The organism is Vibrio gelatinilyticus (genome assembly GCF_022836845.1).
GTDB classification, from domain to species: domain Bacteria; phylum Pseudomonadota; class Gammaproteobacteria; order Enterobacterales; family Vibrionaceae; genus Vibrio; species Vibrio gelatinilyticus.
The window spans coordinates 42,080-65,779 of sequence record NZ_JAJNNZ010000020.1 but is presented as its reverse complement, the minus strand read 5'-3'; the positions used below and the strand labels follow the sequence as shown (position 1 = coordinate 65,779).

Here is a 23,700-nt window from a genome sequence, read left to right as displayed (position 1 = left end):
CACCAGCGGCTTTTTTTATGAGGAGAAAACGGGCGTTAGTCCCTTTTCTTGCCAAACGGCATTGCCATCGCCGCCGCAACATTTCGTGAGGTCATTTCAACGTTGAAGGCAGCTTCTTTAAGCGCGGTTGGCAGATCAGTAGCGCCAAGGACCACGCTGTACACTGCATCAATGCCGTGCTTATGAACGATTGCACAATCTTTTGCCGTGCTCCCGGCAATCGCAATCACAGGAATATCGTAACGCTTGGCTGTGCGAGCAACGCCAATCGGTGTTTTACCGTGAATGGTTTGGCTATCAATGCGACCCTCACCTGTAATCACTAGATCCGCGTCTTTGATGACATCACTTAACCGCACTGCGTCCATAACAATGTCAATACCTGGACGAAGCGACGCATCAAATAGCCCCAATAACGCAGCGCCTAGGCCACCCGCTGCTCCCGCACCAGAGATATCGATAACGTCACGGCCGTTGGTTGCTTTAATGACGTCTGCATAATGCGCTAGATTCTTGTCTAGTGTCACTACCATCTCTGGTGTGGCACCTTTTTGGGGGCCAAATACATGAGACGCGCCTTTGGCTCCACAAAGCGGGTTGTCGACATCACACGCGACTTCTAACTTGATCGCTTGCAGACGAGGATCCAGCCGCGAAAGGTCGATGCTAGCAAGTTTACTTAATTCACCGCCGCCAAACCCCAATTCGTTGCCCTGAGCATCAAGAAAGCTTGCACCCAAAGCCTGTGCCATTCCGATGCCGCCATCGTTGGTCGCACTGCCGCCAATACCTACGATAATGTGCTTAACACCACGATCGAGTGCTGCTTTAACGAGTTCCCCCGTGCCGAATGTTGTGGTCACCATGGGGTCACGCTGCTCTGGCGCAACAAGGTGCAACCCCGAGGCGGCTGCCATTTCAATAATAGCCGTAGACTCATCACCCATAAGGCCGTAGAAACCGTCAACTTGTTTACCCAGTGGGCCTGTGACAGAGCATGATACGATGGAACCATCGTTCGCATCGACCAGAGATTGAACCGTACCCTCACCACCATCAGCCATTGGCAGTTTGATAAATTCTGCTTCTGTGAATATTTGCTTAAATCCCGTCTCTATTGACTGAGCGACTTCCATAGCAGTAAGACTTTCCTTATAGGAATCTGGAGCAATAACAATTTTCATACCGTAACCCTTATACAAATAAACCAAATAAGCCTTGGTTCATCTCTGAGATCAAAACGCTCACTAAGCTCACCTCAGACTAATAAGAAATGAATTTGAGTGCACACGAATATCCATATCTACGTTACCGCCGGAGTGAATCATGGCCGAACCCGGGTGGTATTGTTCGAAGAATATTGAACAGAATAAAAGCATAAAGTACGAATGTCTTTGTGCGAGATGACTAATTTATAAGGTGTTAATATGATCTTTTTGTGCAAAGTGATATTTGCTTACTAATTAAAGTAAACATTTTAAAGCCAAATAGAGTTGTACTTTTTCATCTAGCTTATTGATATTTAACTCTGTTTTGTTCTCTATTTGCTCTAGGCGATAGCGCAGGGTATTACGGTGAATATGTAATCTGTCACAAGTTTGAGAAAGATCACAGTTTTGCTCAAAAAAGACCGAAAGAGTCTTAAGGAGGACCTCTTTGGTGTCGGCTTTGACCAGCTTATCTAGCGGGGCTGTTAACTGTGCTCTGCTCCAGGGGTCGTTTCGAACGGCACTAATTAAGACAGACAGTTTGTGTTCTTGGTAAAACAGGATTGGTGTGTCTAATGAGCGGTTGGCGTCTAAGGTTGCTCTGGCCGTTTGGTAGGATTTGGTCAGCCCTGACAAACCAGAAAAGTGCTCTCCAATTGCTATTTGGGTGGATGAATGGCACGCAGCCTTGATACGCCTGAGTAGCTTTTGGGCTCGTTTACGTTCTTGGTAATGATCATAGGTGTTGTCGACAAGCGTGACAGGTTGGAGAACAACCACTTCATTGAGAGAAACAGAGACGATGCCAACGATATTATCGCGTTCAGGGTGCTCGAGAAGGTGAACGAGCTTTTGGAGATGCTCTAAGGTCACCGTGTCATTTGGCTTAGGAATAATTTTGATGATCGCAGCAACTCTGGGTCGAACTAAGTTGAGATCCAGCTGTTGAGCAATGGAAAGGAGTTGATTTTCATTGAGCTCACTGCCTTGAATGAGCTGTAGTAATAACTCTTCACGATGCCGCTTACTCCACTGTATTTGCGACATCATTGCCGCTTGCTCGACGATAAGCTCAGCGGTCATTTTTACCAGTTCACCGTATTTTCTAACTTCAGCTGGAGCACCAGATAAACCGACTACGCCAACTACATTGTCAGCATACAGAATGGGCAAATTAATACCTTGCTTCACACCAGCAAGAGTTGATGCAACCGAGTCGTCAATTTCGATGGTGCGATTGTCATGGATGACCAGCAATGCACCTTCGTGGGTTTGATGAAGTCGACTTGTATCGCTTGAACCAATGATGACGCCATTCTCATCCATTACATTAATTGAGCAATGAAGGATTTTTTTCGCACGCTCGACAATCTGTTTAGCGATCAAGGGGTTTAATTGCATCGAGTCCATCCTGCAGAATAGTTGTGGCCAGTATACCCGAATCCATTTGCGAATGAGGTATAATTGACGTGATATCTAATTGAGACGTAATGATGGAATTTGAGTTTATTAAAAACAGCTTAACCGGAGAGTATCTGATTAAGTGTGAGATGGGCCATGAGGTGTTGGCTCGTTGGTTACATGAAGATGTGGGTGCAGATGCCCAAAAAATACTCGAAGTCCAACAACTTATCGAGCAATCCCTAGCGTACCCAACTCAAGAAATTCGCAAAGTAGGCCCTGAAATATCGTTGGTATTCCACAATTTTGAAGTTCAGATTTACGAAAATTCAACACGTTATGACGCAATAGACAATTCGGGAGAAGATTTTGCCCTTTACGATAGTGAAAGTACCAGTGAGTCGGGTATAGAAGATTTTGCTTCCATGCTTCAGCAGTGGGATGACTTCATTCACAATCGCTAAAGAAAGGGCTTTGTACTCTTTTGCACTTATATAGTGCCATCATCAATCCATGCATTATTATTGTGAGCAGCTCGCACCATTTTGGTGCGGGTTGCTTTTATTTTATTTAACATTAATTAATAAGTTCTTTATAAACAATGGGTTAAAAAATTGGCACGCTCCTTGATTGTTAGTTAACTGTTAAAGGGATACTAGGCGCAGAGGGGATGCCATGAAATTAATTAATGCGATTATCAAACCATTTAAATTGGATGATGTAAGAGAAGCACTTGCTGATGTAGGTATTGAAGGGATGACAGTTTCTGAGGTCAAAGGATTTGGCCGTCAGAAAGGTCACACAGAGCTGTATCGCGGTGCCGAATATCAAGTCGATTTTCTACCGAAGGTTAAACTCGAAATTGCGACTCACGCTGATAACGTTGAGCGAGTGGTCGATGCGATTTCTCAAGCCGCTCAAACAGGAAAAATTGGTGACGGAAAGATTTTTGTCTACGACCTGAATCAAGCCGTTCGTATCCGTACGGGTGAAATGGACGCAGAAGCACTTTAAGGGATTGGAGATATTATTATGGAATTAGCGACTACTGTAAGTGAACTAAGATACGCGTTAGACACCTTTTACTTCCTCATTTCGGGCGCGTTGGTGATGTGGATGGCAGCAGGTTTTGCCATGCTTGAAGCGGGTCTTGTTCGTTCAAAGAACACGACGGAAATCTTGACGAAAAACTTCTGTTTATACGCAATTGCGTGTACTTGCTACCTTCTAGTGGGTTATCACATCATGTATGTTGATAACGGAGAATCTAGCTGGCTACCTTCGTTTGGTGCACTAATTGGCACTCAAGCTGAAGGCGCAGATCACTCGCTAGAGTCAGATTTCTTCTTCCAAGTCGTATTTGTTGCGACAGCAATGTCTGTTGTATCTGGTGCTGTGGCAGAGCGAATGAAGTTATGGGCTTTCTTAGTGTTTTCTGTCGCGTTAACAGCGTTTATCTACCCAATGGAAGGGTACTGGACATGGGGCGGAGGCTTCCTATCTGAGGCTGGCTTTAGTGACTTTGCAGGTTCTGGTATCGTTCATATGGCTGGTGCAGCTGCAGCGTTAGCGGGTGTACTACTGCTTGGTGCTCGTAAAGGTAAATACGGTAAAAACGGTGAAATCCACCCAATTCCTGGCTCAAACATGCCTTTGGCAACTTTAGGTACCTTTATTCTTTGGTTGGGTTGGTTTGGCTTTAACGGTGGTTCTCAATTAATGGTTTCTGACTTTGAGAATGCGACAGCTGTAGGACAAATCTTCCTTAACACCAACGCAGCAGCAGCAGCAGGTGCGATTGCAGCAATGCTAGTGTGTAAAACAACTTGGGGTAAAGCGGACTTAACAATGATTCTTAACGGTGCACTAGCAGGTCTTGTAGCCATTACTGCTGACCCATTGTCACCATCTCCAGTTTACTCTTTAGCAATTGGTGCGGTTGCCGGTGCTTTGGTTGTATTTAGTATCATTGGCCTAGACAAGCTTAAGATTGATGATCCAGTGGGCGCGATTTCTGTGCACGGTGTTTGTGGTTTCTTCGGTGTAATGGTTGTGCCACTAAGTAATGGTGATGCAACGTTTGGTGCACAGCTACTTGGTGCTGCGGTTATCTTCGGTTGGGTCTTTGCAGCGAGTCTAGCGGTATGGGCTGTGTTGAAAGCAACCATCGGTATTCGTGTAACAGAAGAGGAAGAACTTGAAGGTATGGACATGCACGATTGTGGTATCGGCGCCTATCCTGAGTTTGTTAGCATGAAATAATGTGAGCCTCGATAAGCAATTATCTGGTTAATTAAAAACCTGCCATTCAATGGCAGGTTTTTTTGTTTTGGATCATTGTAATCCAAACCTAGATGAATATAATAACGCGAGTGATAAACGTTCTCATTACGAATTAAGGAATTTTAAGAATGAAAAAAATGCTCGCCCTATCGGCAATCGCATGTGGTGTGGTTTCACCAATGACTATGGCTGCTGAGGAAGTCAATGTTTACTCTTACCGCCAACCTTTCCTAGTTGAACCAATGTTTAACGAGTTTACTAAAGAGACGGGTATTAAAGTTAATGTTAAATTTGCCAAGAAAGGGCTAGCAGAAAAACTCGTTCAAGAAGGCGAGTACAGCCCGGCTGATGTTATTCTAACAACAGACATTAGCCGTCTAGCTGAGTTGACGGACAAAGACGTTGTTCAAGCGGTAGACAGTGCAACGATTAATGGCAATGTACCGTCGCAATACCGTGATAAAGAAAACGAGTGGTTCGCACTGACGTTGCGTACTCGTAATGTGTACTCTTCAAAGGACAGAGTAGGTAAGCTAGGTGACGAATTTAACTACGCCGATCTTACTAATGCTGAGTACAAAGGCAAAATTTGTACGCGCAGCGGTAAGCACCCTTACAACGTTTCTCTTGTTTCTTCTATGATCGCGCATCACGGCGAAGCGGAAACTAAAACATGGCTAGAAGGTGTTAAAGCAAACCTAGCTCGCAAGCCGCAAGGTAACGACCGTGCTCAAGTTAAGGCAATTCGCGAAGGTCTTTGTGACGTTTCTCTGGGTAACAGCTACTACCTAGGCAAAATGGTGAATGACAAAGACCAAAAAGCATGGGCTGATGCGGTTTATATCAACTTCCCAAATCAGAAAACTGAAGGTACCCATGTTAATGTGAGTGGTATGGCAATGGCTAAATATTCGCCAAACAAAGACAATGCATTAAAGCTTATGGAGTTTTTGACTGGCGAAAAAGCACAGCAAATGTATGCCGAAGTTAACTATGAGTACCCAGTAAAAGAAGGCGTCAAGCGTTCTGAGTTAGTGGCATCATGGGGCGACTTTAAAGCGGATGATGTGTCACTTGACGATATTGCGGGTTACCACACAACAGCAATCAAATTGTTAGATGAAGTTAAGTTTGACCTATAATCGGGAAAAGGGGAGTATAATGCCCCTATTATCCTCTTATTAAGTACACTACGACGTAAGGTCGCATGATGTATGTGTAGGCAATGAAAGAAAAAAATATTGTTTGGAAAACCAGCAGTGGAGCCTTAGCTTTACTGCTGGTTTTGCCTATTTTGGCGATCTTCTATACAGCACTTGGTGAAACCAGTGATATTTTTGCACACCTAATAAACACGGTGATGCCGACTTATACCTATAACACAGTGGTGTTAGTGCTAGGCGTTATGTTGGTTTCTTTGTGTCTCGGTGTGCCGAGCGCTTGGATTATGGCGATGTGCAAGATCCCCAGTGAAAAAGTGTTGCAGTGGGCGTTGGTGCTGCCATTGGCAATGCCTGGCTACATCATAGGCTATATATTCACAGACTGGTTTGATTTTGCCGGGCCAATTCAGATTTGGCTGCGAGAGACATTTTCGCTGCTGCCTGGTGAGTATTGGTTCCCTGATATCCGCACCTTAGGCGGCGCCATTGCAGTTCTGTCTTTGGTGTTGTACCCGTACGTCTATTTGCTTTGCCGAGCAGCGTTCATGGAGCAAAACGTTTCCTTACTGCAGTCCGCAAGGCTTCTTAAATGTTCTCCCTGGGAAAGTTTTAGGCGTATCTCTCTGCCGCTGGTCAGGCCGTCTATTGCGGTTGGACTGTCTTTAGTGGCAATGGAAACCATTGGCGATTTTGGTACCGTCAGCTACTTTGCGGTGAATACGCTAACCACCGCCGTTTATGATACGTGGCTAGGCTATTCAAGCTTAAGTGCTGCGGCAAAAATCTCAGCCATCATGATGTTAGTGATTGTATTCTTACTTGGTGCTGAGCGTTATAGCCGCCGAAAACAGAAGTTATTCCAAAGCCAATACAATAGCCATGAAGACTTTCGTTACCATTTAAGTGGCTGGAAAAAATGGCTCGCGGTGATGTGGTGTTGGGGGTTGGTTTCGATCGCGTTTATTTTTCCTCTAGGCCAGTTGATTATTTATGCTTATAAGTACTTTTCACAAAGCTGGACGGAAGAGTTTCGTATGTATGCATTCAACAGCTTACAGGTTTCTATGATTGCTGCTGTTATCGGTGTTGTAATTGCTCTAGTGGTGAACTTCTATCGACGCCTAGCTCCCAACCATACCAGTGTTGTATTTATGCGATTATCTTCACTTGGTTATGCGGTTCCGGGAACCGTATTGGCCATAGGTGTTATGGTTCCGGTGTTGTTTTTGGATCATGGGATTAACGACTTTGCTAAGTGGATGGATTGGCAGCGACCAGGGCTGATTTTCTCTGGTTCGATGTTTGCACTGATTTTTGCGTTGGTGGTTCGCTTTTCTGCCGTGGCCATTGGTAGTATTGAAACCAGCCTAAGCAAAGTGTCTCCTTCATTAGATATGGCCGCGCGTACTATGGGATGTAAGAACAATCAGATGCTACGCCGTGTACATCTTCCATTGATTAAACGTGGTGTGTTAATTGCGGGATTGTTAGTGTTTATCGAATCGATGAAAGAGTTAAATGCAGCCTTGCTGTTGCGGCCTTTTAATTTTGAAACTTTGGCTACTTATGTCTTCAATTTTGCCTCTGATGAGCAACTTGAACTTGCCGCTATGCCTGCGGTACTTTTAGTCCTTGTTGGCCTAATACCACTCATTGTTATCAACCGTTCTTTGGAGCAAAACCACTAATGAGCATTGCACTGTCTATTGAAAATCTCTCCTGCCAATACGACTCACAAACGATATTAGAGTCGTTGTCTTTGCAAGTTCGTCAGGGTGAAATAGTGTGTTTATTGGGAGCCAGTGGTTGCGGGAAAACCACGCTACTCAAGGCGGTTGCGGGGTTGATGCCGCTATCCAAAGGGGTTATGAAACTCAATAATAATGTTATCGATAATGGCGATGTTTGGCTACCACCAGAGCAGCGTAATATTGGAATGATTTTTCAAGATTACGCATTGTTTCCGCATCTCACTGTGGCTGAAAATGTCGCATTTGGATTACGTGAGCAATCGAAATTACAACAGGATGCTGTGGTTGACGAAATGTTGTCTTTGGTTCACCTGCAACAATTTAAAGAACGCTATCCTCATCAGCTCTCAGGAGGTCAACAACAGCGAGTGGCGATAGCACGTAGCCTCGCCTATAAACCCGACCTACTGCTACTTGATGAACCTTTTTCCAATATAGATACTCAGGTTCGTCATGAACTGATTCGAGAAATTCGCAATATCTTTAAGAAGCAAGGTGTGACGGCGATTTTCGTGACCCACAGCCGAGAAGAAGCTTTTGCGTTTGCTGATAAAATGGCAGTAATGAATGACGGGGTTATTGAGCAATACGGAACCGCGGCAGAACTCTATTTTTGCCCTTCAAGTCGCTTCGTTGCAGACTTTCTCGGTGGTGGTAGTTATTTGCCTGCCACACACGTTTCCAATTCTCTGTTCCAAACAGTGATTGGCGAGATTGCCGCCACGTCATGCACATTAATCGATGATGGCGCTCAATGTCAGTTGCTACTCAGGCCTCAACATGTGCAGTTAAGCGCATCTGAAGGCAGCAGTATCTCCATATTAGAGCAGCAATTTATGGGAGATCACTGTCGCTATATTATCGAAATTGACGGAAATAAAGTCACTGCATCGGCAGCTGAAGCTTTGAGTGTTGGCCAAGCTGTTGCAGTCCATGTTGAATCTCAGGGCATTGTCGCCTTTCGTTGAGTACTATTACCCGATTAGCGAGTAGAAAAAAGCCCGGTGATAACCACCGGGCAAAATGTTCTTCACCTATAGGGTTACTTTGCGCATCTAGGGAACGCAAAGTGGTAAGGTACAGAGACTACAAGGACAAGAAGTCTTTCATCTGTCGAAGAACATATTCGGCATGCTCTTTATTTTCCATTTCACAGAAAATGCGTAGCAAGGGCTCAGTCCCCGAGAAGCGAGCAATGATCCAGCCACCATTTTTGAAGTACACTTTTGCGCCATCAGCGTAGCTGACTTTGTCAATTTCATCTTCAAAATCAGGCAGTAGCTTTTCGATATACAGTTTGTGGTACAAGCTATCTTTTTGTGATGCTTTGAAGGTGCAATCACCTTCGGCAGTATAGGCGTAACCATAACGACCATAGATCTCGTCAAGTAACTCTGAGAGCTTTTTGTTGGTGACACTGAGCATTTCGACCAATAAGCTCGACGCAAACACGCCATCCTTACCTTTGATGTGGCCGCGAATGGTTAATCCACCGGAGCTTTCGCCACCGATCAGTGAGTCATCTGCCTCCATTTGGGCACTGATGTGCTTAAAGCCTACAGGAACCTCAAAGCTCTTTTGACCATAGTCTTGAGCGATCTTATCAAGGGTATGAGTCGTGGCAATGTTACGCACTACCGAACCCGTCCAGCCTTTGTACTCGAGCAGGTAATAGTAGAGTAGCATTAGCACTTCGTTTGGATGAATGAAGTCACCCTTCTCATCAATTATACCCAAACGGTCGGCATCACCATCGGTACCAATGCCGATGTCGTAGCCTTCTGCGGCAACGAGGTGTTTGAGTCGATAAAGTGTCGCCGCGTTAGGCGAGGGCATCAATCCACCAAAATCTGGGTTTTTGCCATCATTAATAACATCAACATCGCAACGACCATTGATCAGAACCGTCTGCAATGCGTTCTTGGCGACGCCAAACATAGGGTCGATGAGCACTCTAAGGTTAGCTTTTTTAATGGCTTCAATATCGACAAGATCGATAATCGAATCGACAAACTCGTTCATAGGGTTGATCTCGACAATTGCCCCACTGTCTACGCCGAGGTCATAGTCAAGACTTTTGACATCGTAGGCGACCATCTTTTCGATTTGAGTTTCGATCTTCTCTGTGATGATTTCGTCTGCATCTCGCCCACCTTCGATGAAGACCTTTACGCCATTGTAATCAGCTGGGTTATGCGACGCTGTAATGCAGGCTGAGTAGGCACAGCCCATCTCTTTGGCCTTAAACATGACAATTGGCGTTGGCACGAATTTATTGATAAAGCTTACTGGGATGTGGTTCGCTGCGAGTACTTCTGCAAACCAGCGTCCTGCTTTATCGGAAAGAAAACGTCGGTCATAGCCAATGACAAAGCCTTTATCAGCGACGTTTTCATCATTGATAATGTTTGCCACGGCTTGAGCAACGAACTTGACGTTGTCTTTGGTGAACTCTTCACCAATGAAGGCACGCCAACCACCTGTTCCAAATTTGATCATAATAGACTCCTAATGAGCCCCGAAGGGCTCTCCTTTTTTAACCAAGGACAACGGTAACGTGGTTTACGGATCCTTCTGCTTGCGCAGGGATAGCACCTTCTATCGACTCACCATTTAGTTGAATAGACGCAATACCTTTGCTTACGCCTTGTGGGTTTTCTACCTTAATTTGATAGGTTGCGCCGCGCCATTCACGTGTCACTTCAAATCCTGGCCAGTCGGTTGGGATACAAGGGTCAACAATCAGACCCTCAAAGCTTAGGCGTACACCCAAAATGTAGTTGGTGGCTGCAATGTAGGCCCAGCCTGAGGTGCCCGTTAACCAAGGGTGGTTCGCTCGCCCGTGATCCTGATGGTCTTTACCCATGACAAATTGAACATAGGAGTAGGGTTCAGTGATGCGCGTTTCGATCATGTCGTTCTGGTTGTACGGGTTCAGCGCATCGTAGTACTTCATTGCCTGATCACCGCGACCCAATTTAGCCTCAGCGACCCATGCCCATGGATTTGGGTGGGAGAATATCGCCCCATTTTCTTTTACGCCCTGATAAACACGAGTCACAAAGCCGATATCGTCATTTGGTGTTGCAAAGGATGGTGCATTGAGGTGTAAACCAAAATCGGAGTACAAGTATTCATCGACCGCGTCCATCGCTTTTTGACCGCGCTCAGGAGTTACTGCTCCTGACACTACTGCCCAGGTATTGGACTCAAGGTGTACTTTACCTTCAGCTTGTTGTGCGGTACCTACTTTGTCGCCATGTTTGGTGATACCACGGATATACCAGCCACCTTCATCTTCCCAAAGATGAGTTTCGCAAGCATCTTGTACTTTGGTCGCCATTTGTTGGTAGCGTGCCACATCGTCATCATGACCAAGGTGCTTGGCGAGATCGACAAACTCTTGAATCGCCCAATAGTGTAGGAAGGCGACCATCGCTGATTCGCCACCACCTAGGTTGAGACAATCATTCCAGTCTGCGCGCAGGCCTTTGGCGATGCCTGTCGCTCCGACGTGTTTCTCGGTGAAGTCCAAAGCCGCTTTCATGTGCTCATAGACCGTTGCCTCTCCTTTATCAGCATAAGGAATGACTTCGTCAAAGAAGCTCATGTCACCGGTTTCCATGACATAGCGGCAGATGGTCGGAACAATCCATAGATGATCATCAGAGCAGGTGTCATCCAAACCATGAATTTTATCTTCGTCGCTCGGAGTGGGTACTACGGTTGGGGATTTCGATGGCTCAACATCGGCTTTTTCTGGGTCAAACCAATCAGGATCAAACAGGTGCAGACCGTAACCTTGCTGTACCTGACCGCGTAGTAAGTCGACAATTCTTTTTCGGGTCATCTCTGGATTTGAGTGCGGAACTGCCATCGCGTCTTGCGCGGTATCTCGATAGCCCAAACCTGTGCGCCCCCCAACTTCAATGAAAGATGCAAATCGTGACCAAACCACACACGTCTCTGCCTGATATAGAGTCCATGTGTTGAGCATGGTGTCCAATCCTTGGTTTGGAGATTTGACCTGGAATTTAGAGCAGCGCTCCTCCCAATGAGTTTTAATCGCCGCAAATGCGTTATCAACCTGAGTCAGATCTTGATACTTTTCTCTCAGGCGAGCACCATTACCTTTACCGATACCAAGGATGTAGGCGAAGCGAACTTCTTGACCGGGCTGAATAACAAACTGTTTATGCAAAGAGCCACAGTGGTTGTAACACGTTTGAGTGTGATTGGAACATTGCCCTTTTTCGACAGCAATAGGGTTCGACTCGTCACGATAAGCACCAAGGAAATTATCACGCTGGCCGTCATAGCTATCAGGATCAAAGGTTGATGCCAGGTAGTAAAAGCCTTCAAAGTCGTTGGTGTTGTAGAAGAGATCGTATTCGATCACGCCATCATGGTAGTCGGTGCCCGCCGAGTATAAAGACATCTGATGGTTTTGATTATCAGATGCGATGTGACTAAACGAAAACTCAACGAACGAGAAAGCGCTGATGGTTCTTGGTTTATCACCCGTGTTACGAATCACCACATCCCAAACTTCTGCGTCTTCGCCTTTAGGCACAAACAAGGTTTTGGTGGCTTCTATTCCATTGTAGTCACATTTGAACTTGGAATAGGATAGGCCGTGTCTCACTTCATAAGTGGCTTCGTCGAGACTTTTGGCTACTGGTTGCCATGAAATAGACCAGTAATCGCCTGTTTCGTCATCGCGCAGGTAAACGTAATGTCCTGGTCGGTCGAAGGTCGCGTTGGGACGAAACTTGGTGACACGGTTGTGCTCTGGGGAGTTGTAAAACGAGTAACCGCCTGCATTGTGAGAGATCACCGTACAAAATTTTTCTGTACCCAAGTAGTTCGTCCATGGCGCGGGAGCATCTGGTCGAGTGATTACGTATTCTCTGTTGTCATTATCGAAATAGCCGTATTGCATGGAAATTTCCTTATCAAAATCTGTATGAGTTCCTTGTTGGAGCCCGGTGTTAATTATTGAAATTGGTCTATCGTGCCTTCTTCCAAGGCGAACGATAGTGGATATTTTGTGTATCTAATTGAGGTAAATGTGTTTTGAGGCGCGACAAAAAGTCGCTCCAGTCTTTATGTTGTGGCGCGCTCCATGCCGTCTCTGCGATGGCGATGAGTCTTGGGTAAACCATGTAATCGAGCCTTTCAGGTGACGAAATGATTTCAGTCCATAACGCGCTTTGTATTCCCCAAACACGCTTGTGTAGAGGATCATCTTTGGCAAGTTCTGATAAAGGTTCGTAGAGGTAGGCGGCTTCAAGAGGAATCACCGAAGCCCAATCCACCCCCGGCTCTTCCGGAGCATAATCTTGAGTCATGTCTAAGTAGGTCGACTGCCCGGGCTGGAGAACCACATCGTAGCCTAGCTTCGCGCAGCTTAATGCCGCTTCTTCACTTACCCATGAATAGATAACGGTATCTTTGCTGACCTTGTTGCCATGTTGAGCTTCTTCCCAGCCCAGCATTCGTTTCCCTAAGCTCTTTAGCTTATCTTCGGCATAACGCAGTAGGTGACCTTGCAGTTCTTTACTGTCGCTATATTGATGCTGTTTCATCATTTCCTGACAGCGTGCACTCTTTTCCCAAACGCCATTAGGCACTTCATCTGCGCCAATATGGACGTATGGGCCAGGGAATAATTGCGCCACCTCTTCGAGCACAGCGTCGAGAAACACGTAAGTCCCTTCAAGTGCAGGAGACAGTACGTTGTCGTGATAGCCCTGGATACTGCGATACTGCGAATCATCATCGGGATCGACAAGCAAGTATGGCAGTGAAACGATGGCCGCTCGACAATGTCCTGGGATGTCAATTTCAGGGATAATGTTGATACCACGCTGGGTGGCATAATCGACGATCTCTCGAATGTCGTCCTGAGAATAGAATCCACCATAATGCTCATTCAGATGATGAAATTGAGGTAAGAGAGGTTGTTTCAAGCCTCGCCAAGCACCAATTTCGGTGAGCTGAGGCAATGCTTTGATTTCTACACGCCAACCTTCGTCATCAGTCAGGTGCCAATGAAAGGTGTTGATTTTGTAGTGTGCAAGTTGATTTAGCAGTCGCTTGATCTGCTGTTTAGGCTGAAAGCTGCGCGCGCTATCAAGCATCATTCCTCGGTAAGCGAAACGCGGTTTATCGTGGATCTTAACGCACGGCACTTCAAAATACTGACAGCCATTAGGCTGCTTTAAAAGTTGCAAAAGCGTGGCGCACGCGTAAATAAAGCCAGTTTGTGAGGACGCCTCAATCTTGATGTTCTCAGGGGTGACATCAAGCTTGTACTCCTCGTTATTAAGAACTGGGCTGTGGCGAAAAACGATGTTGGCGTTAACTGCCGAGGTTTTTACCAGGCCATAGATATTGCTCATTTCCTCCAATAGCCAATTGGCTGCCTCTTGCGCTGCGTGAACCTCAGCTAGGATGGGCTGCTCGGATGTTAGAAGGCAGCACCCCTGATGCCATTCAACTTTCAAAGGTTGTGGGATAAGTGATGAGTGGGTCACTTCTACATCGGGCACGATGCTTCTTTTTTCGTAAGGAGAAGCGAGCACAATGGGCGTAATAACGGTGTTTAGCTGGCTGACTTCTCCATTATTTTCTACGGCAATGAAAGCGTCTTTGATGCCATCGCAGTAAAAACGAAAAGGCAGTGTTGTAATCTCGAACTCAACATAGACATGGTTGTTTGAACGCAGTGCACAGTGTGGCATTCTGAGCTGACAAAAACTGCCTGTTTGTTCAATTTCTCCTTGAGACAAACTGTTTTTCACAATATGGCGATCGAACAGAAAGTTTAAGCACCAGTTACCATAGCTTTCATCAGAAAGGTTATGTACCGTTAGCCCAAAGCGACTGCCTTTTGGATGCTCGTTAATAACGACTAATTCAATTCTGAAACTCATACAAAGTTGCCCTATTGCTTCACGACATAAAGGTTGTGATGTGGCTTGTCAGCCATCATAAGCGCGCCTTCAATCGCATCGGATTGAGGTTGAGTTATCCAGCGCTGCGCTGTGGGAGACAGCCAATCGAAAACTCGTTCAGCGATGCTGCCCATAAGGCAGATGTTTTCTGCTCCCTTGTTATGCAGCGCGACCAAAAACATCTCGATGTCATCAGCAGTTTGTTGCAAAAGGCGTTTCGCTAGGCTGTCATTGAGCCTGGCATATTCGAAAATCGACGGCGAAAACTGTCCGTAGTCTCTTGGTAACGCGCTTTTTGACCACTGCACAATATTGTCAACATCGTGATCAAAATGGGCCATGACGAGCTCGGCAAGAGGAGAAGTAGGGCGAATATCGTCCTGAATCAAAAGTATTTCCTGGATCAACCTTAACCCCATGATTGCACCGCCACCTTGATCAGAGATTGGGAACTCTCTACCCCCAACCACGTATTGCTCCCCCTCTTTGAGTAGCAGTCCACATGAACCCGTACCAGCGATCATGATCGCGCCATCACGACCATTGTGCGCGCCTAAGCAGGCGCCGTAAGCATCGGTGTTAAGCGTCATACTGGCAAACGGGTGATCTTGCTGCATAAATGCTTGCCAAGCACTTTTATGCTCAGCTCCAGCTAGCGCTAACCCAACATCCAACTGTGCGAAGTTAGACTCTTCATAGCCGCCTTGTTTTAGGGCGATGAGTAGCGCCGATTTGATCGAGGCCAGTGAGGTGTCTGTCCCCAGCATAATATTGGCACTGCCGCTTTTTCCCTCGCCGATCAGGCGCCCTTGGCAATCACGGATTCGGGCACGACAGGACGTGCCTCCACCATCTATGCCTGCAATTAATCTAGTCATATTGATGCCTCCTAAAGTTCTTAACCGTGGCAGTGTTGAAAGGTCATCGCCAATAAAAACCAACCGGCGTGAGGGATCCATTGTTCACCCCAACGCCAGTTTTGCAGCATGTCATCTTTTTGTTTCGGCGGATTGAAAGCGATGTCTTTTTCGTTGTCAAAACCAGCGGTAATACCATTACAGACGCCGCCATGTGCGTTGAAAAATCCTAGCTCTGGAAGATAATCAGGATTGTTATAACCATGGCCATCAAGCATGCACATATCGTAAGGATTAAGACCGACGATCCAATTCAGGCAGTTTGACGCATATTCTGATAGTTGAACTTTGATATCGGGATCAATGGCGTAGCTCTGAGCTCGATAGGCGAAACTCGCGAGAGAAGCCAAGCGAGCGTTCTCACCCTGCCACCAATAACCGGTTTCGTTGTCGTGGGCGATGAAAAATGCGGTGCGTTTATCTTCGCTGACGCCTTTTACATATTGTCTTGGGTAGCCGAAGGGGTTGAACACCTGCTCAGTCAGTGCCAGTTCAAAACCACATGCTTGATTAAGGGCCGTTAATGCGAGTTTCTGATGGGCGGCTGAAGGCTCAATATCTAAATATTCACACAAAGCTAGGCCTGGTAGCCCTGCTTCTGCTGCATGGAAGTAGGGACGTGAACCGTCATCGTTAGCAGACCAGTAATGAGTGATAGTGTCATCAGATTGCTGCCTAGCTAGGAGGTTCTTCGCCCATCCTCTTGATTCTGATAGGTATTGTTCATTGCACGTTGCTTTGTAAAGTTCGATGCTGGCTAGCAGAGCGCAGTAATCATCAATGATGTTCTCGACGCCATCGTTAAGATAATCGATGTTGTGGGATTTGAGGTGCCAATAGCCACACTCTGCACTCGCGAGGTAATCTTTGGTAGTGAACTCTCCGCCCTGAGTCAAGCGGCTAGCGGCGGCTAGCGCTGCAATGGCAATGCCAGCACCCTGGCGAAATCCTGCTTGATAGTCACTGCCTTTATGACCGAGCTGAGTCTCGTAAGCGCATATCTCACGTTGCTCAATGTCTTTACTCCATTTGTCGAACACCGTCATAAAGAAATAGCCATCAGGGTGTTGCATGCGCCTTAGAAAATCAGCACCAAATACGGCTTCTTCTTCAAGCCTCAATGCCGTAAAGGTCTGAAAGTCGCTGCGGTCTTGCAGTGTCTCTTTGCTTTTGAGCATGTTCCAAACTACCATTGGAATTTGCTGAGGATTAAGAAAGTTCGCATAGGACAAGTGACTTAGATACTTACTGACATCCCCCGAAGCATCATACCAGCCGCCATGAACATCGAAAGTTTCCTCACTATCAAGCAGGGCAACATGATGATCCTCCCTGTCATAAATACCGCTGCAACGTTGTGATTTGAAATAGTGCAACACATCCGAAAAAGTTTCTGCCATTAATACACTCTTGGAGAGGGTAAATTCATGAGACTGAAAATCTTGATATTGGAGCAAGTAACGGCCTTTAGTCGTCAACTGACTGAAATCCAGATGGTAGAAGTAGCCTTGATGCCATTGATCGATTTGCTCACCACCGGTTGGGACAATTTCTAGTACCATATTGCCTGTTTGGGCACAGATCAGGTAAGCCGATGAAACTTCAACAATCCGCTCTGGTGACATGAGAATGGCGCTTTTCTTACCAGCAATTTCATAGCCAATATGATTTGTAAGCAATTGCATTGGTGTTCCTCAAACAGGCCTCTATCAGAAGGATAAAGGCCTATCTCATAACTAAAAAATACTAACTATCAAAAAGATAACAACGAACGAAGTGGTTCTCAGAAAGCTGAGTTACTGGTGGAAGCTGCTGCTTACAACGCTCGGTGACGTGAGTGCAGCGTCCTGCAAATGGGCAGCCCGCAGATTCTGGTGTCCAAAGAGGGATTTCGCCCTTATTGCCTTTTAGCTTTTCATGAATAGATTTAGCTGGATCGGGCACTGCGGAGACCAATAGCTGGGTATATGGATGCTGTGGATTAGCGATGACTTCATCGGTATCTCCCCACTCAACCATGTGGCCGACATACATTACCGAGATGTCTTCAGCGATGTAGCGAGCCGTGGCGATATCATGGGTGATGTACAACAAGGACATCTGCTTTTCAAATTTCATTTCTTCCATGAGGTTTAACACTCCAGCACGGATAGAAACGTCAAGCATAGAGGTGGGCTCGTCCGCTAGGACGACTTCAGCACCAACCGCTATGTTTCTTGCTAAATTTACCCGTTGGCGCTGACCACCAGATAGTTGATGAGGGTATTTTGCCGCTGTTTCTTTTGGTGGGATAAGTCCAACTTGCTCCAGCAGTTCATAAACACGTTCTTCGAGCTCTTTTTTATTGCCCTTGCTGACCTTTTTGTGAATCAATAAAGGACGTGCAATGTGATGGAAGATCGTATGAGTTGGATTCAACGATCCGAACGGGTCTTGCCAAACCATCTGTACACCTTCACGGTAGCGCATCAGTTCGGAATGCTTGTTGATCTCTTGAATATCACGGCCACGATATGTGATGGTTCCTCCTGATGGAGCGTACATCTTGGCGATCATTTTAGCTGTGGTCGATTTTCCTGACCCCGATTCACCGACTACCGCTAGGCCGCGGCTTTTGTACATTTTAAATGATACGTCATTAATCGCACGCATCATTGGTTGAGAGAGTGCGTTGCTGTTGATGGGAAAATCTTTCACCACGTTGCTGCCTTCAATGAGCAGTTCACCACGGTTAATTGTCATAATTGTCTCCAGAATTCTTTGCTACATCCGTTGATACTGGCTGTAGGCTGCTTAAACTTGTGCTACCGCGATGGTGTCGCCATATAAATGGCAATTTGAGAAGCGATTGTGTTCTATCTGACGCAAGGTAGTTGGCACCTTTGTGCACGTTTCATGAACGCGGTCGCAACGAGCTTGGAAACGACACCCTTGTGGAATTTCTAGCAGGTTAAGTGGGTTTCCTGGGATCCCTGTAAGCTTGGTTTTAGGCCCAGTTAACGGTGGGAAAGAACTTCCCAACCCTTTGGTATAAGGATGAAAAGGGCTTTCCAAAATCTGTTTCGATGGGGCTACTTCAATCAACTCACCCGAGTACATGATTCCGATACGGTCTGAAAACTCCACCATCAAGGAAATATCGTGCGTAATGAAAAGAATGGAGAAACCAAACTCTTCTTTGAGCGCATAAATCTTTTGCAGGATTTCTCGTTGGACCACCACGTCAAGAGCTGTTGTTGGCTCATCCATAATGATCATTTTTGGGTTGAGTGCTAACGCAATCGCGATCACTAAACGTTGACGCATTCCTCCAGAAAACTGGTGAGGGTAGTCATTTAAACGGCTTGGATGAATATCAACGATTTCAAGCAAACCCTCGGCACGAGTCTTAGCTTGATCTCGAGTTAACGTGGTATGGCGCATAATCACGTCACAAAACTGCTCTTCCATTGTCAGCACTGGGTTGAGCGCGTTCATCGCACTTTGAAACACCATAGACATTTCGCTCCAACGAAATGACTGCATGCGCTCTTCGCTGTATTGCAGGATATCTTCACCATTGAAGATCACTTCACCACCAGTGATGAAAGCGGGTGGCTTGTGCAGGCGCATCAGGGAGAAGGCAACAGTGGATTTGCCACACCCAGATTCGCCAGCCAAGCCAAAGACTTCGCCGGGAGCAATGTCAAAGCTGACGTTGTTACAAGCTCTGACATCGCCAGCGTCGGTAATGTAGTCAACGCAAAGGTTGCGGATAGAAATTAGTGGTTCAGTCATGATTATTTGTCTCCGCTCCAAAGTGCATTTTGTGGTGCCAGTTTTGGCTCTCGTTGTTTCTTTTCTTGTGTGGCGAGCTTTTTCCAGCGTTTCATGCCTTTATGAGAGCGCAGTTGTGGGTTAGCAATTTCGTCAACGGCAAAGTTAAGCAGAGCAAGACCTGTCACCAACAGTGTAATCGCAATACACGGAGCCAGTAGTTCCCACCAAGCACCTATAAGCATTGAAGAAGAGGTTTGTACGTTGTAAAGCATAATGCCCCAACTGATGGTGCTTGGATCGCCCATACCTAAGAAAGAAATCGTTGCTTCCATCATGATGGCGTACATCACCGAACCGATGAAACTTGCACCAACAATAGAAATTAGGTTCGGTAATAACTCGACAAAGATAATGCGCAGGCGAGACTCACCAAGCACTTCTGCTGCTTTCACAAACTCTTTCTCACGCAAGGATAGAGTTTGTGAGCGAATGACACGCGCTCCCCACGCCCAGGACATAAAGCCAATCACCAGAGCGATGGTTAATGGGCCAGCTTCGCCAATAAAGGCAGCGACAACGAAAATCAAAGGGTATTGAGGGATAACCAACATGATGTTCATGGCGGCGGTTAAAATCTCATCGACTTTGCCGCCGAAGTAACCAGCAGAGATACCTATGACGGTTGCCAGAAAACAAACGGTAATGCCCGCACCAAAACCAACCATAAGAGAAACTCGAGCACCATAAGCCACTTGAGACCACACATCGCGCCCCATTCGAGTCGTACCTAGTACATGGTCGGCTTTCTTTGACATTAATAGCGTTCGGCGATCGTCTGCTAAGTTTTGCGCCACCCAACTTTCTGGGTTTGACTTGGCGATTTTGACCACAGCTGACGGATATTCATGAGGGTTACCAGTGCGTTTATCTGGCGCATGTTTTGTGATTAATGGTGCAGCCAAAGCGATAAAAATGAATACACTTAATATTACGACACCAATAAGCGCAATCGGGTTACGCCAAATTAAAGTAAGAATACCTTTCATTTTATTTTCCTCCCTTGCGTAGACGAGGGTCTAGAACAACATAAAGCATGTCTGCAACAAGGTTAAAGAACAGCATAAATAAGGTCATGATAAGCAGTTGCCCTTGCAATACTTGATAGTCACGAGCATGGATAGCGTTAAACATCACGCTACCAAGACCTGGGTAGTTGAAGATGATTTCGATGATTAGCTGGCCACCAATTGCAACGCCAAGAGACATAGAAAGCGCCGTCACACTTGGCAGTAATGCATTTCGGGCTGCGTAGTTGAAAACAACACGGTTTTCGGTCAAACCTTTGCCTTTCGCCATGGTGATGTAGTCTTCAGCCAACAAGTTGATCATGTTGTTACGCATATTGACCAGGAACCCACCAATCTGAACGACGGATGCACAGAACAAAGGCAGTACCGCGTGATAGCCAACGTTTTTAATGAATTCCCAGCTTGTCCAGTCAGGAGTATGACCAGCGGTGTAGGCGTAACCTGTTGGGAACCATTTAAGACCAATCGCGAAAACGAACAGAGCGATCATGGCGATGACAACTTGTGGAACGGCCTGGATGATAAGCATTCCCGGCGTGATGAATGTGTCGTATTTGCTGCCACGTTTCCATGCCGCAAAGATGCCGAGGATTGAACCTAACGAGAAAGAAAGCACGACAGCAGTACCCGCTAGAAACAGTGACCAACCAAAAGCATTACCCAAAAGGCTATTGACAGAAAGGGGGTAGAATTGGATGGATGTGCCCAGCTCCCAGCTCAAAATATTTTTCATGTAGGTCAAATACTGAACGAAGATATTACCGTCAACGAAACCCAGTAGCTGTTTCATGGCTGCGATACGTTCTGGTGTCACTTGAACTGATGCGTTAGCGAACATCATCGTGACGGGATCTCCGGGCATGGCCCGAGGAATAATGAAGTTGAGTGTGGCAGCAACCAATAGCGCCACAAAATAAAATGACAAACGTCTTAAAAAATAACCCATAACTTACACCTTAATTACCCAGCTTTTCCTTAGCTGGTGCAGTCGTTCCGTAAAATAAAGAACGAAGAATCCCCTGACGACGAGCGCCATACTGATAACAATTAGATTGGAGGGGATTAAAGCGGTGCAGAAGCACCGCTTGATTTCATGAACGATGATTACTTAGCTGGTTGTAGGTCCAAAACGTGTAATAGACGCTCAGGGATACCAGCCCAGATGTTAGGACGACCTTTTGGATTCTGCTCGTTCCACCAACCTGTGAAGCGAGTTGTATTGTATTGGTACATGTAAGCACCAGACATGACAGGAACCGTTACTTGGTCTTCAGCGATGATTTTCTGAATGCCATGAGCAATGCTCATTTGTTCAGCTTTATCGGCTGTTTTGTAGAAGCTACCTAGCAGCTTGTCTAGCTCTTCGTTTTTGTAGAAGTGCATAGCAAAGCGAGGCATACCTTCACCAGATTGCAGTGTTGAGTTGTAAGCGCTGTTCCAGTATGTGTGTGGATCTGCACCGTGGAAGTAGTTGGTGTAAGCCACATCATAAGTACCTTCAAGCATTGCCTGGTTGTACACAGAGAAGTCTGGTGTACGAGCTTTTGCCTTAATGCCTACTTCTGCAAGTTGCTCAACGGCAAGTTGAACTGTGTTGTTGAAGTCAGTCCAACCGTTTGGTGACTGAACGAGTAGTTCAAAAGACTTACCTGATGGAGTGTCAACAAAACCATCGTTGTTTACATCTTTAAAGCCAGCTTTAGCCAGAACCGCTTTCGCGCCTTCTGCGTCGTAGCTGTTGTAACCTTTAAACTTGTTGTGAGTCGCTTCGTCAGACCAAGCGGCAAACGCATAACCAAGGCCAGATGCGAAGTCATTCACTGTACCGCCACCGTAGAATGCGATGTCGATAATTGTTTGACGGTCAAGTGCCATAGAGAATGCACGACGGAACTCTACATTGTTAAGCGCTTCGTTTTTCGCAGCGTCTGGGTTTTTGAAGTTCAGCATGAACGCTTGCGTACCTGCTGGTGGATACCAGTACTGGTGGTTTGGATTTGCTGCTGCGTATGTGCGGTCAATATCTGGGATGAATGAAGATGTCCAGTCCATTTCAGAGTTAACCACTTTACCCAAGAACTGATCGTTGTTCGCGATTTGTGGTACGCGTAAACAATCAACTTCTAGGTTATCTGCGTCCCAGTAGTTAGGGTTGCGACATTGTACGTATAGCTGTGCTGTAAATGTGTCAATTTCAGTAAATGGACCTGAACCTACAGGGTTTTCGTTAGTGAACGAAGCTGGATCTTTGATGTCTTTCCATACGTGTTGAGGAACGACTGGAACTTTAACGATTTCGTAAGGCACGTTAGAGTTTGCTTCAGTTAAGTAGAACTTAACCTGATGGTCATTCAGTTTTTCAACTTTCTTAACCCAAGAGTTGATACCGCTTTGATCGAGTTCTGGTTTCTCTTTTACAAGCTCGAAAGAGAAGACTACATCGTTGGCATCAAAAGCTTGACCGTCAGACCATTTCACACCTTTACGAATGTCGAAAGTGACACTCAGTAGGTCGTCAGACATTTTGAAGCTTTCTGCTAGACGGAAAACTGGCTTGTTACCATGCATTTCGTTAAATACAACGAGAGGTTCAAACAAGAAATCAGTTGTTGTATGTAAGTTAGTGGCACCTAGATACGGGTTAAAGTTACGAACAAACGTAGTGAACTCTTTAGGGTGTACTGTTAGTTCGCTGCGTTCTGCTGCTGTTGCCACAGAGCTAAACCCTGTTGCTGCTGTCGCGATAATCGCTGTCGCAAGTGCTGTTTTTTTAATATGCGCAAGCATAGCTATTCCTTACTATTTGCTTTTGTTTCACTGAGTGATGAACATTCATCACCATCCTTACTGACACATTGCTTAAGCCTACCTTGTTAGTCAGTGATAAAATCGTCATCGCTAAAAAGTGGCCTGTAGGCTGTATGCAAGGTTAAGAAAACACTGTCCTTAGCAATTTATCAATCATGATTCCCGTTAAAAACGTCAAAATCCCTCGTTACTTTGTTAAAAACGTCAAAACAATCGATAATTGCTGATTATTTAACCGCTTCGGGCCTGTGACGCCACTCTCATTTATAGATTTATCAACCTTATTGTGTGAGTGCTTACTACTCATTAACGCTTTGTATAGTGGTGTTTTTTAGGCGATATTTATATTTGGTGATCTTGCTC

The 23,700-nt window shown here is 45.9% G+C and carries 18 protein-coding genes; 6 read left to right on the top strand and 12 right to left on the bottom strand.

Going from position 1 to position 23,700, the window contains the following annotated elements; genetic code table 11:
• Positions 1-35: 35 nt before the first annotated feature.
• Positions 36-1,184, bottom strand: coding sequence for a glycerate kinase (locus tag LNL84_RS17980; RefSeq protein ID WP_244359097.1), 1,149 nt, complete (start codon positions 1,182-1,184; stop codon positions 36-38).
• A 279-nt stretch (positions 1,185-1,463) separates the two neighbouring features.
• Positions 1,464-2,609: a sugar diacid recognition domain-containing protein gene (locus LNL84_RS17975; protein WP_244359095.1), complete on the bottom strand. Its 1,146-nt coding sequence runs from the start codon at positions 2,607-2,609 to the stop codon at positions 1,464-1,466.
• Positions 2,610-2,698: 89 nt separating this feature from the next.
• Between LNL84_RS17975 and LNL84_RS17970 the strand changes: the two genes are divergently transcribed.
• From LNL84_RS17970 to LNL84_RS17945, 6 genes are all read left to right on the top strand, one after another.
• Positions 2,699-3,073 (top strand): YacL family protein, encoded by a 375-nt coding sequence (locus LNL84_RS17970; RefSeq protein WP_244359093.1) that lies wholly within the window; start codon positions 2,699-2,701, stop codon positions 3,071-3,073.
• A gap of 211 nt (positions 3,074-3,284) precedes the next feature.
• Positions 3,285-3,623: a P-II family nitrogen regulator gene (glnK, locus tag LNL84_RS17965; protein WP_244359091.1), complete on the top strand. Its 339-nt coding sequence runs from the start codon at positions 3,285-3,287 to the stop codon at positions 3,621-3,623.
• An 18-nt stretch (positions 3,624-3,641) separates the two neighbouring features.
• A complete protein-coding gene (locus LNL84_RS17960; protein ID WP_244359089.1) occupies positions 3,642-4,871 on the top strand; it encodes an ammonium transporter in 1,230 nt (409 codons plus the stop codon).
• Positions 4,872-5,020: 149 nt separating this feature from the next.
• Positions 5,021-6,034 (top strand): Fe(3+) ABC transporter substrate-binding protein, encoded by a 1,014-nt coding sequence (locus LNL84_RS17955; protein ID WP_244359088.1) that lies wholly within the window; start codon positions 5,021-5,023, stop codon positions 6,032-6,034.
• An 83-nt stretch (positions 6,035-6,117) separates the two neighbouring features.
• Positions 6,118-7,743, top strand: a complete 1,626-nt coding sequence (locus LNL84_RS17950; protein WP_244359087.1) for an ABC transporter permease — start codon at positions 6,118-6,120, stop codon at positions 7,741-7,743.
• A complete protein-coding gene (locus LNL84_RS17945; RefSeq protein ID WP_244359086.1) occupies positions 7,743-8,774 on the top strand; it encodes an ABC transporter ATP-binding protein in 1,032 nt (343 codons plus the stop codon). The genes LNL84_RS17950 and LNL84_RS17945 overlap by 1 nt, the downstream gene beginning before the upstream one ends.
• A 118-nt stretch (positions 8,775-8,892) precedes the next feature.
• Here the strand turns inward: LNL84_RS17945 and LNL84_RS17940 are convergent, their stop codons facing one another.
• From LNL84_RS17940 to LNL84_RS17895, 10 genes are all read right to left on the bottom strand, one after another.
• On the bottom strand, positions 8,893-10,305 hold the full coding sequence (locus LNL84_RS17940; RefSeq protein WP_244359085.1) for a phosphoglucomutase/phosphomannomutase family protein: 1,413 nt from the start codon (positions 10,303-10,305) through the stop codon (positions 8,893-8,895).
• A gap of 37 nt (positions 10,306-10,342) precedes the next feature.
• Complete coding sequence (locus LNL84_RS17935; protein WP_244359084.1) at positions 10,343-12,748, bottom strand: glycoside hydrolase family 94 protein; 2,406 nt, start codon at positions 12,746-12,748, stop codon at positions 10,343-10,345.
• Positions 12,749-12,815: 67 nt separating this feature from the next.
• Entirely contained in the window at positions 12,816-14,744 is a 1,929-nt protein-coding gene (locus LNL84_RS17930) for a beta-N-acetylhexosaminidase (protein WP_244359083.1), read from the bottom strand.
• A gap of 11 nt (positions 14,745-14,755) precedes the next feature.
• Entirely contained in the window at positions 14,756-15,643 is an 888-nt protein-coding gene (locus LNL84_RS17925) for a glucosamine kinase nucleotide-binding domain-containing protein (RefSeq protein ID WP_244359082.1), read from the bottom strand.
• A 20-nt stretch (positions 15,644-15,663) separates the two neighbouring features.
• Complete coding sequence (locus LNL84_RS17920) at positions 15,664-17,367, bottom strand: glycoside hydrolase family 9 protein (RefSeq protein WP_244359081.1); 1,704 nt, start codon at positions 17,365-17,367, stop codon at positions 15,664-15,666.
• A 61-nt stretch (positions 17,368-17,428) separates the two neighbouring features.
• Positions 17,429-18,424 (bottom strand): ABC transporter ATP-binding protein, encoded by a 996-nt coding sequence (locus tag LNL84_RS17915; RefSeq protein ID WP_244359080.1) that lies wholly within the window; start codon positions 18,422-18,424, stop codon positions 17,429-17,431.
• Positions 18,425-18,475: 51 nt separating this feature from the next.
• Positions 18,476-19,459 (bottom strand): ABC transporter ATP-binding protein, encoded by a 984-nt coding sequence (locus LNL84_RS17910; protein ID WP_244359079.1) that lies wholly within the window; start codon positions 19,457-19,459, stop codon positions 18,476-18,478.
• Between the two features lie 2 nt (positions 19,460-19,461).
• The gene (locus LNL84_RS17905) at positions 19,462-20,487 is read right to left on the bottom strand and encodes an ABC transporter permease (RefSeq protein ID WP_244359078.1); all 1,026 of its coding nucleotides are present in this window, start codon (positions 20,485-20,487) and stop codon (positions 19,462-19,464) included.
• A gap of 1 nt (position 20,488) precedes the next feature.
• Entirely contained in the window at positions 20,489-21,475 is a 987-nt protein-coding gene (locus LNL84_RS17900; RefSeq protein WP_244359077.1) for an ABC transporter permease, read from the bottom strand.
• A gap of 158 nt (positions 21,476-21,633) precedes the next feature.
• Positions 21,634-23,316 (bottom strand): ABC transporter substrate-binding protein, encoded by a 1,683-nt coding sequence (locus LNL84_RS17895; protein ID WP_244359076.1) that lies wholly within the window; start codon positions 23,314-23,316, stop codon positions 21,634-21,636.
• Positions 23,317-23,700: the final 384 nt, after the last annotated feature.

Excerpts from the sequence above, each read along its gene's own strand:
- LNL84_RS17940 (WP_244359085.1), bottom strand. The coding sequence starts at position 10,305 with ATGATCAAATTTGGAACAGGTGGTTGGCGTGCCTTCATTGGTGAAGAG.
- LNL84_RS17900 (WP_244359077.1), bottom strand. The coding sequence starts at position 21,475 with ATGGGTTATTTTTTAAGACGTTTGTCATTTTATTTTGTGGCGCTATTG.
- LNL84_RS17980 (WP_244359097.1), bottom strand. The coding sequence starts at position 1,184 with ATGAAAATTGTTATTGCTCCAGATTCCTATAAGGAAAGTCTTACTGCT.
- LNL84_RS17905 (WP_244359078.1), bottom strand. The coding sequence starts at position 20,487 with ATGAAAGGTATTCTTACTTTAATTTGGCGTAACCCGATTGCGCTTATT.
- LNL84_RS17955 (WP_244359088.1), top strand. The coding sequence starts at position 5,021 with ATGAAAAAAATGCTCGCCCTATCGGCAATCGCATGTGGTGTGGTTTCA.
- LNL84_RS17975 (WP_244359095.1), bottom strand. The coding sequence starts at position 2,609 with ATGCAATTAAACCCCTTGATCGCTAAACAGATTGTCGAGCGTGCGAAA.
- LNL84_RS17950 (WP_244359087.1), top strand. The coding sequence starts at position 6,118 with ATGAAAGAAAAAAATATTGTTTGGAAAACCAGCAGTGGAGCCTTAGCT.
- LNL84_RS17945 (WP_244359086.1), top strand. The coding sequence starts at position 7,743 with ATGAGCATTGCACTGTCTATTGAAAATCTCTCCTGCCAATACGACTCA.
- LNL84_RS17925 (WP_244359082.1), bottom strand. The coding sequence starts at position 15,643 with ATGACTAGATTAATTGCAGGCATAGATGGTGGAGGCACGTCCTGTCGT.
- LNL84_RS17895 (WP_244359076.1), bottom strand. The coding sequence starts at position 23,316 with ATGCTTGCGCATATTAAAAAAACAGCACTTGCGACAGCGATTATCGCG.
- LNL84_RS17935 (WP_244359084.1), bottom strand. The coding sequence starts at position 12,748 with ATGCAATACGGCTATTTCGATAATGACAACAGAGAATACGTAATCACT.
- LNL84_RS17970 (WP_244359093.1), top strand. The coding sequence starts at position 2,699 with ATGATGGAATTTGAGTTTATTAAAAACAGCTTAACCGGAGAGTATCTG.
- LNL84_RS17960 (WP_244359089.1), top strand. The coding sequence starts at position 3,642 with ATGGAATTAGCGACTACTGTAAGTGAACTAAGATACGCGTTAGACACC.
- LNL84_RS17920 (WP_244359081.1), bottom strand. The coding sequence starts at position 17,367 with ATGCAATTGCTTACAAATCATATTGGCTATGAAATTGCTGGTAAGAAA.
- LNL84_RS17915 (WP_244359080.1), bottom strand. The coding sequence starts at position 18,424 with ATGACAATTAACCGTGGTGAACTGCTCATTGAAGGCAGCAACGTGGTG.
- LNL84_RS17910 (WP_244359079.1), bottom strand. The coding sequence starts at position 19,459 with ATGACTGAACCACTAATTTCTATCCGCAACCTTTGCGTTGACTACATT.
- LNL84_RS17930 (WP_244359083.1), bottom strand. The coding sequence starts at position 14,744 with ATGAGTTTCAGAATTGAATTAGTCGTTATTAACGAGCATCCAAAAGGC.
- glnK (WP_244359091.1), top strand. The coding sequence starts at position 3,285 with ATGAAATTAATTAATGCGATTATCAAACCATTTAAATTGGATGATGTA.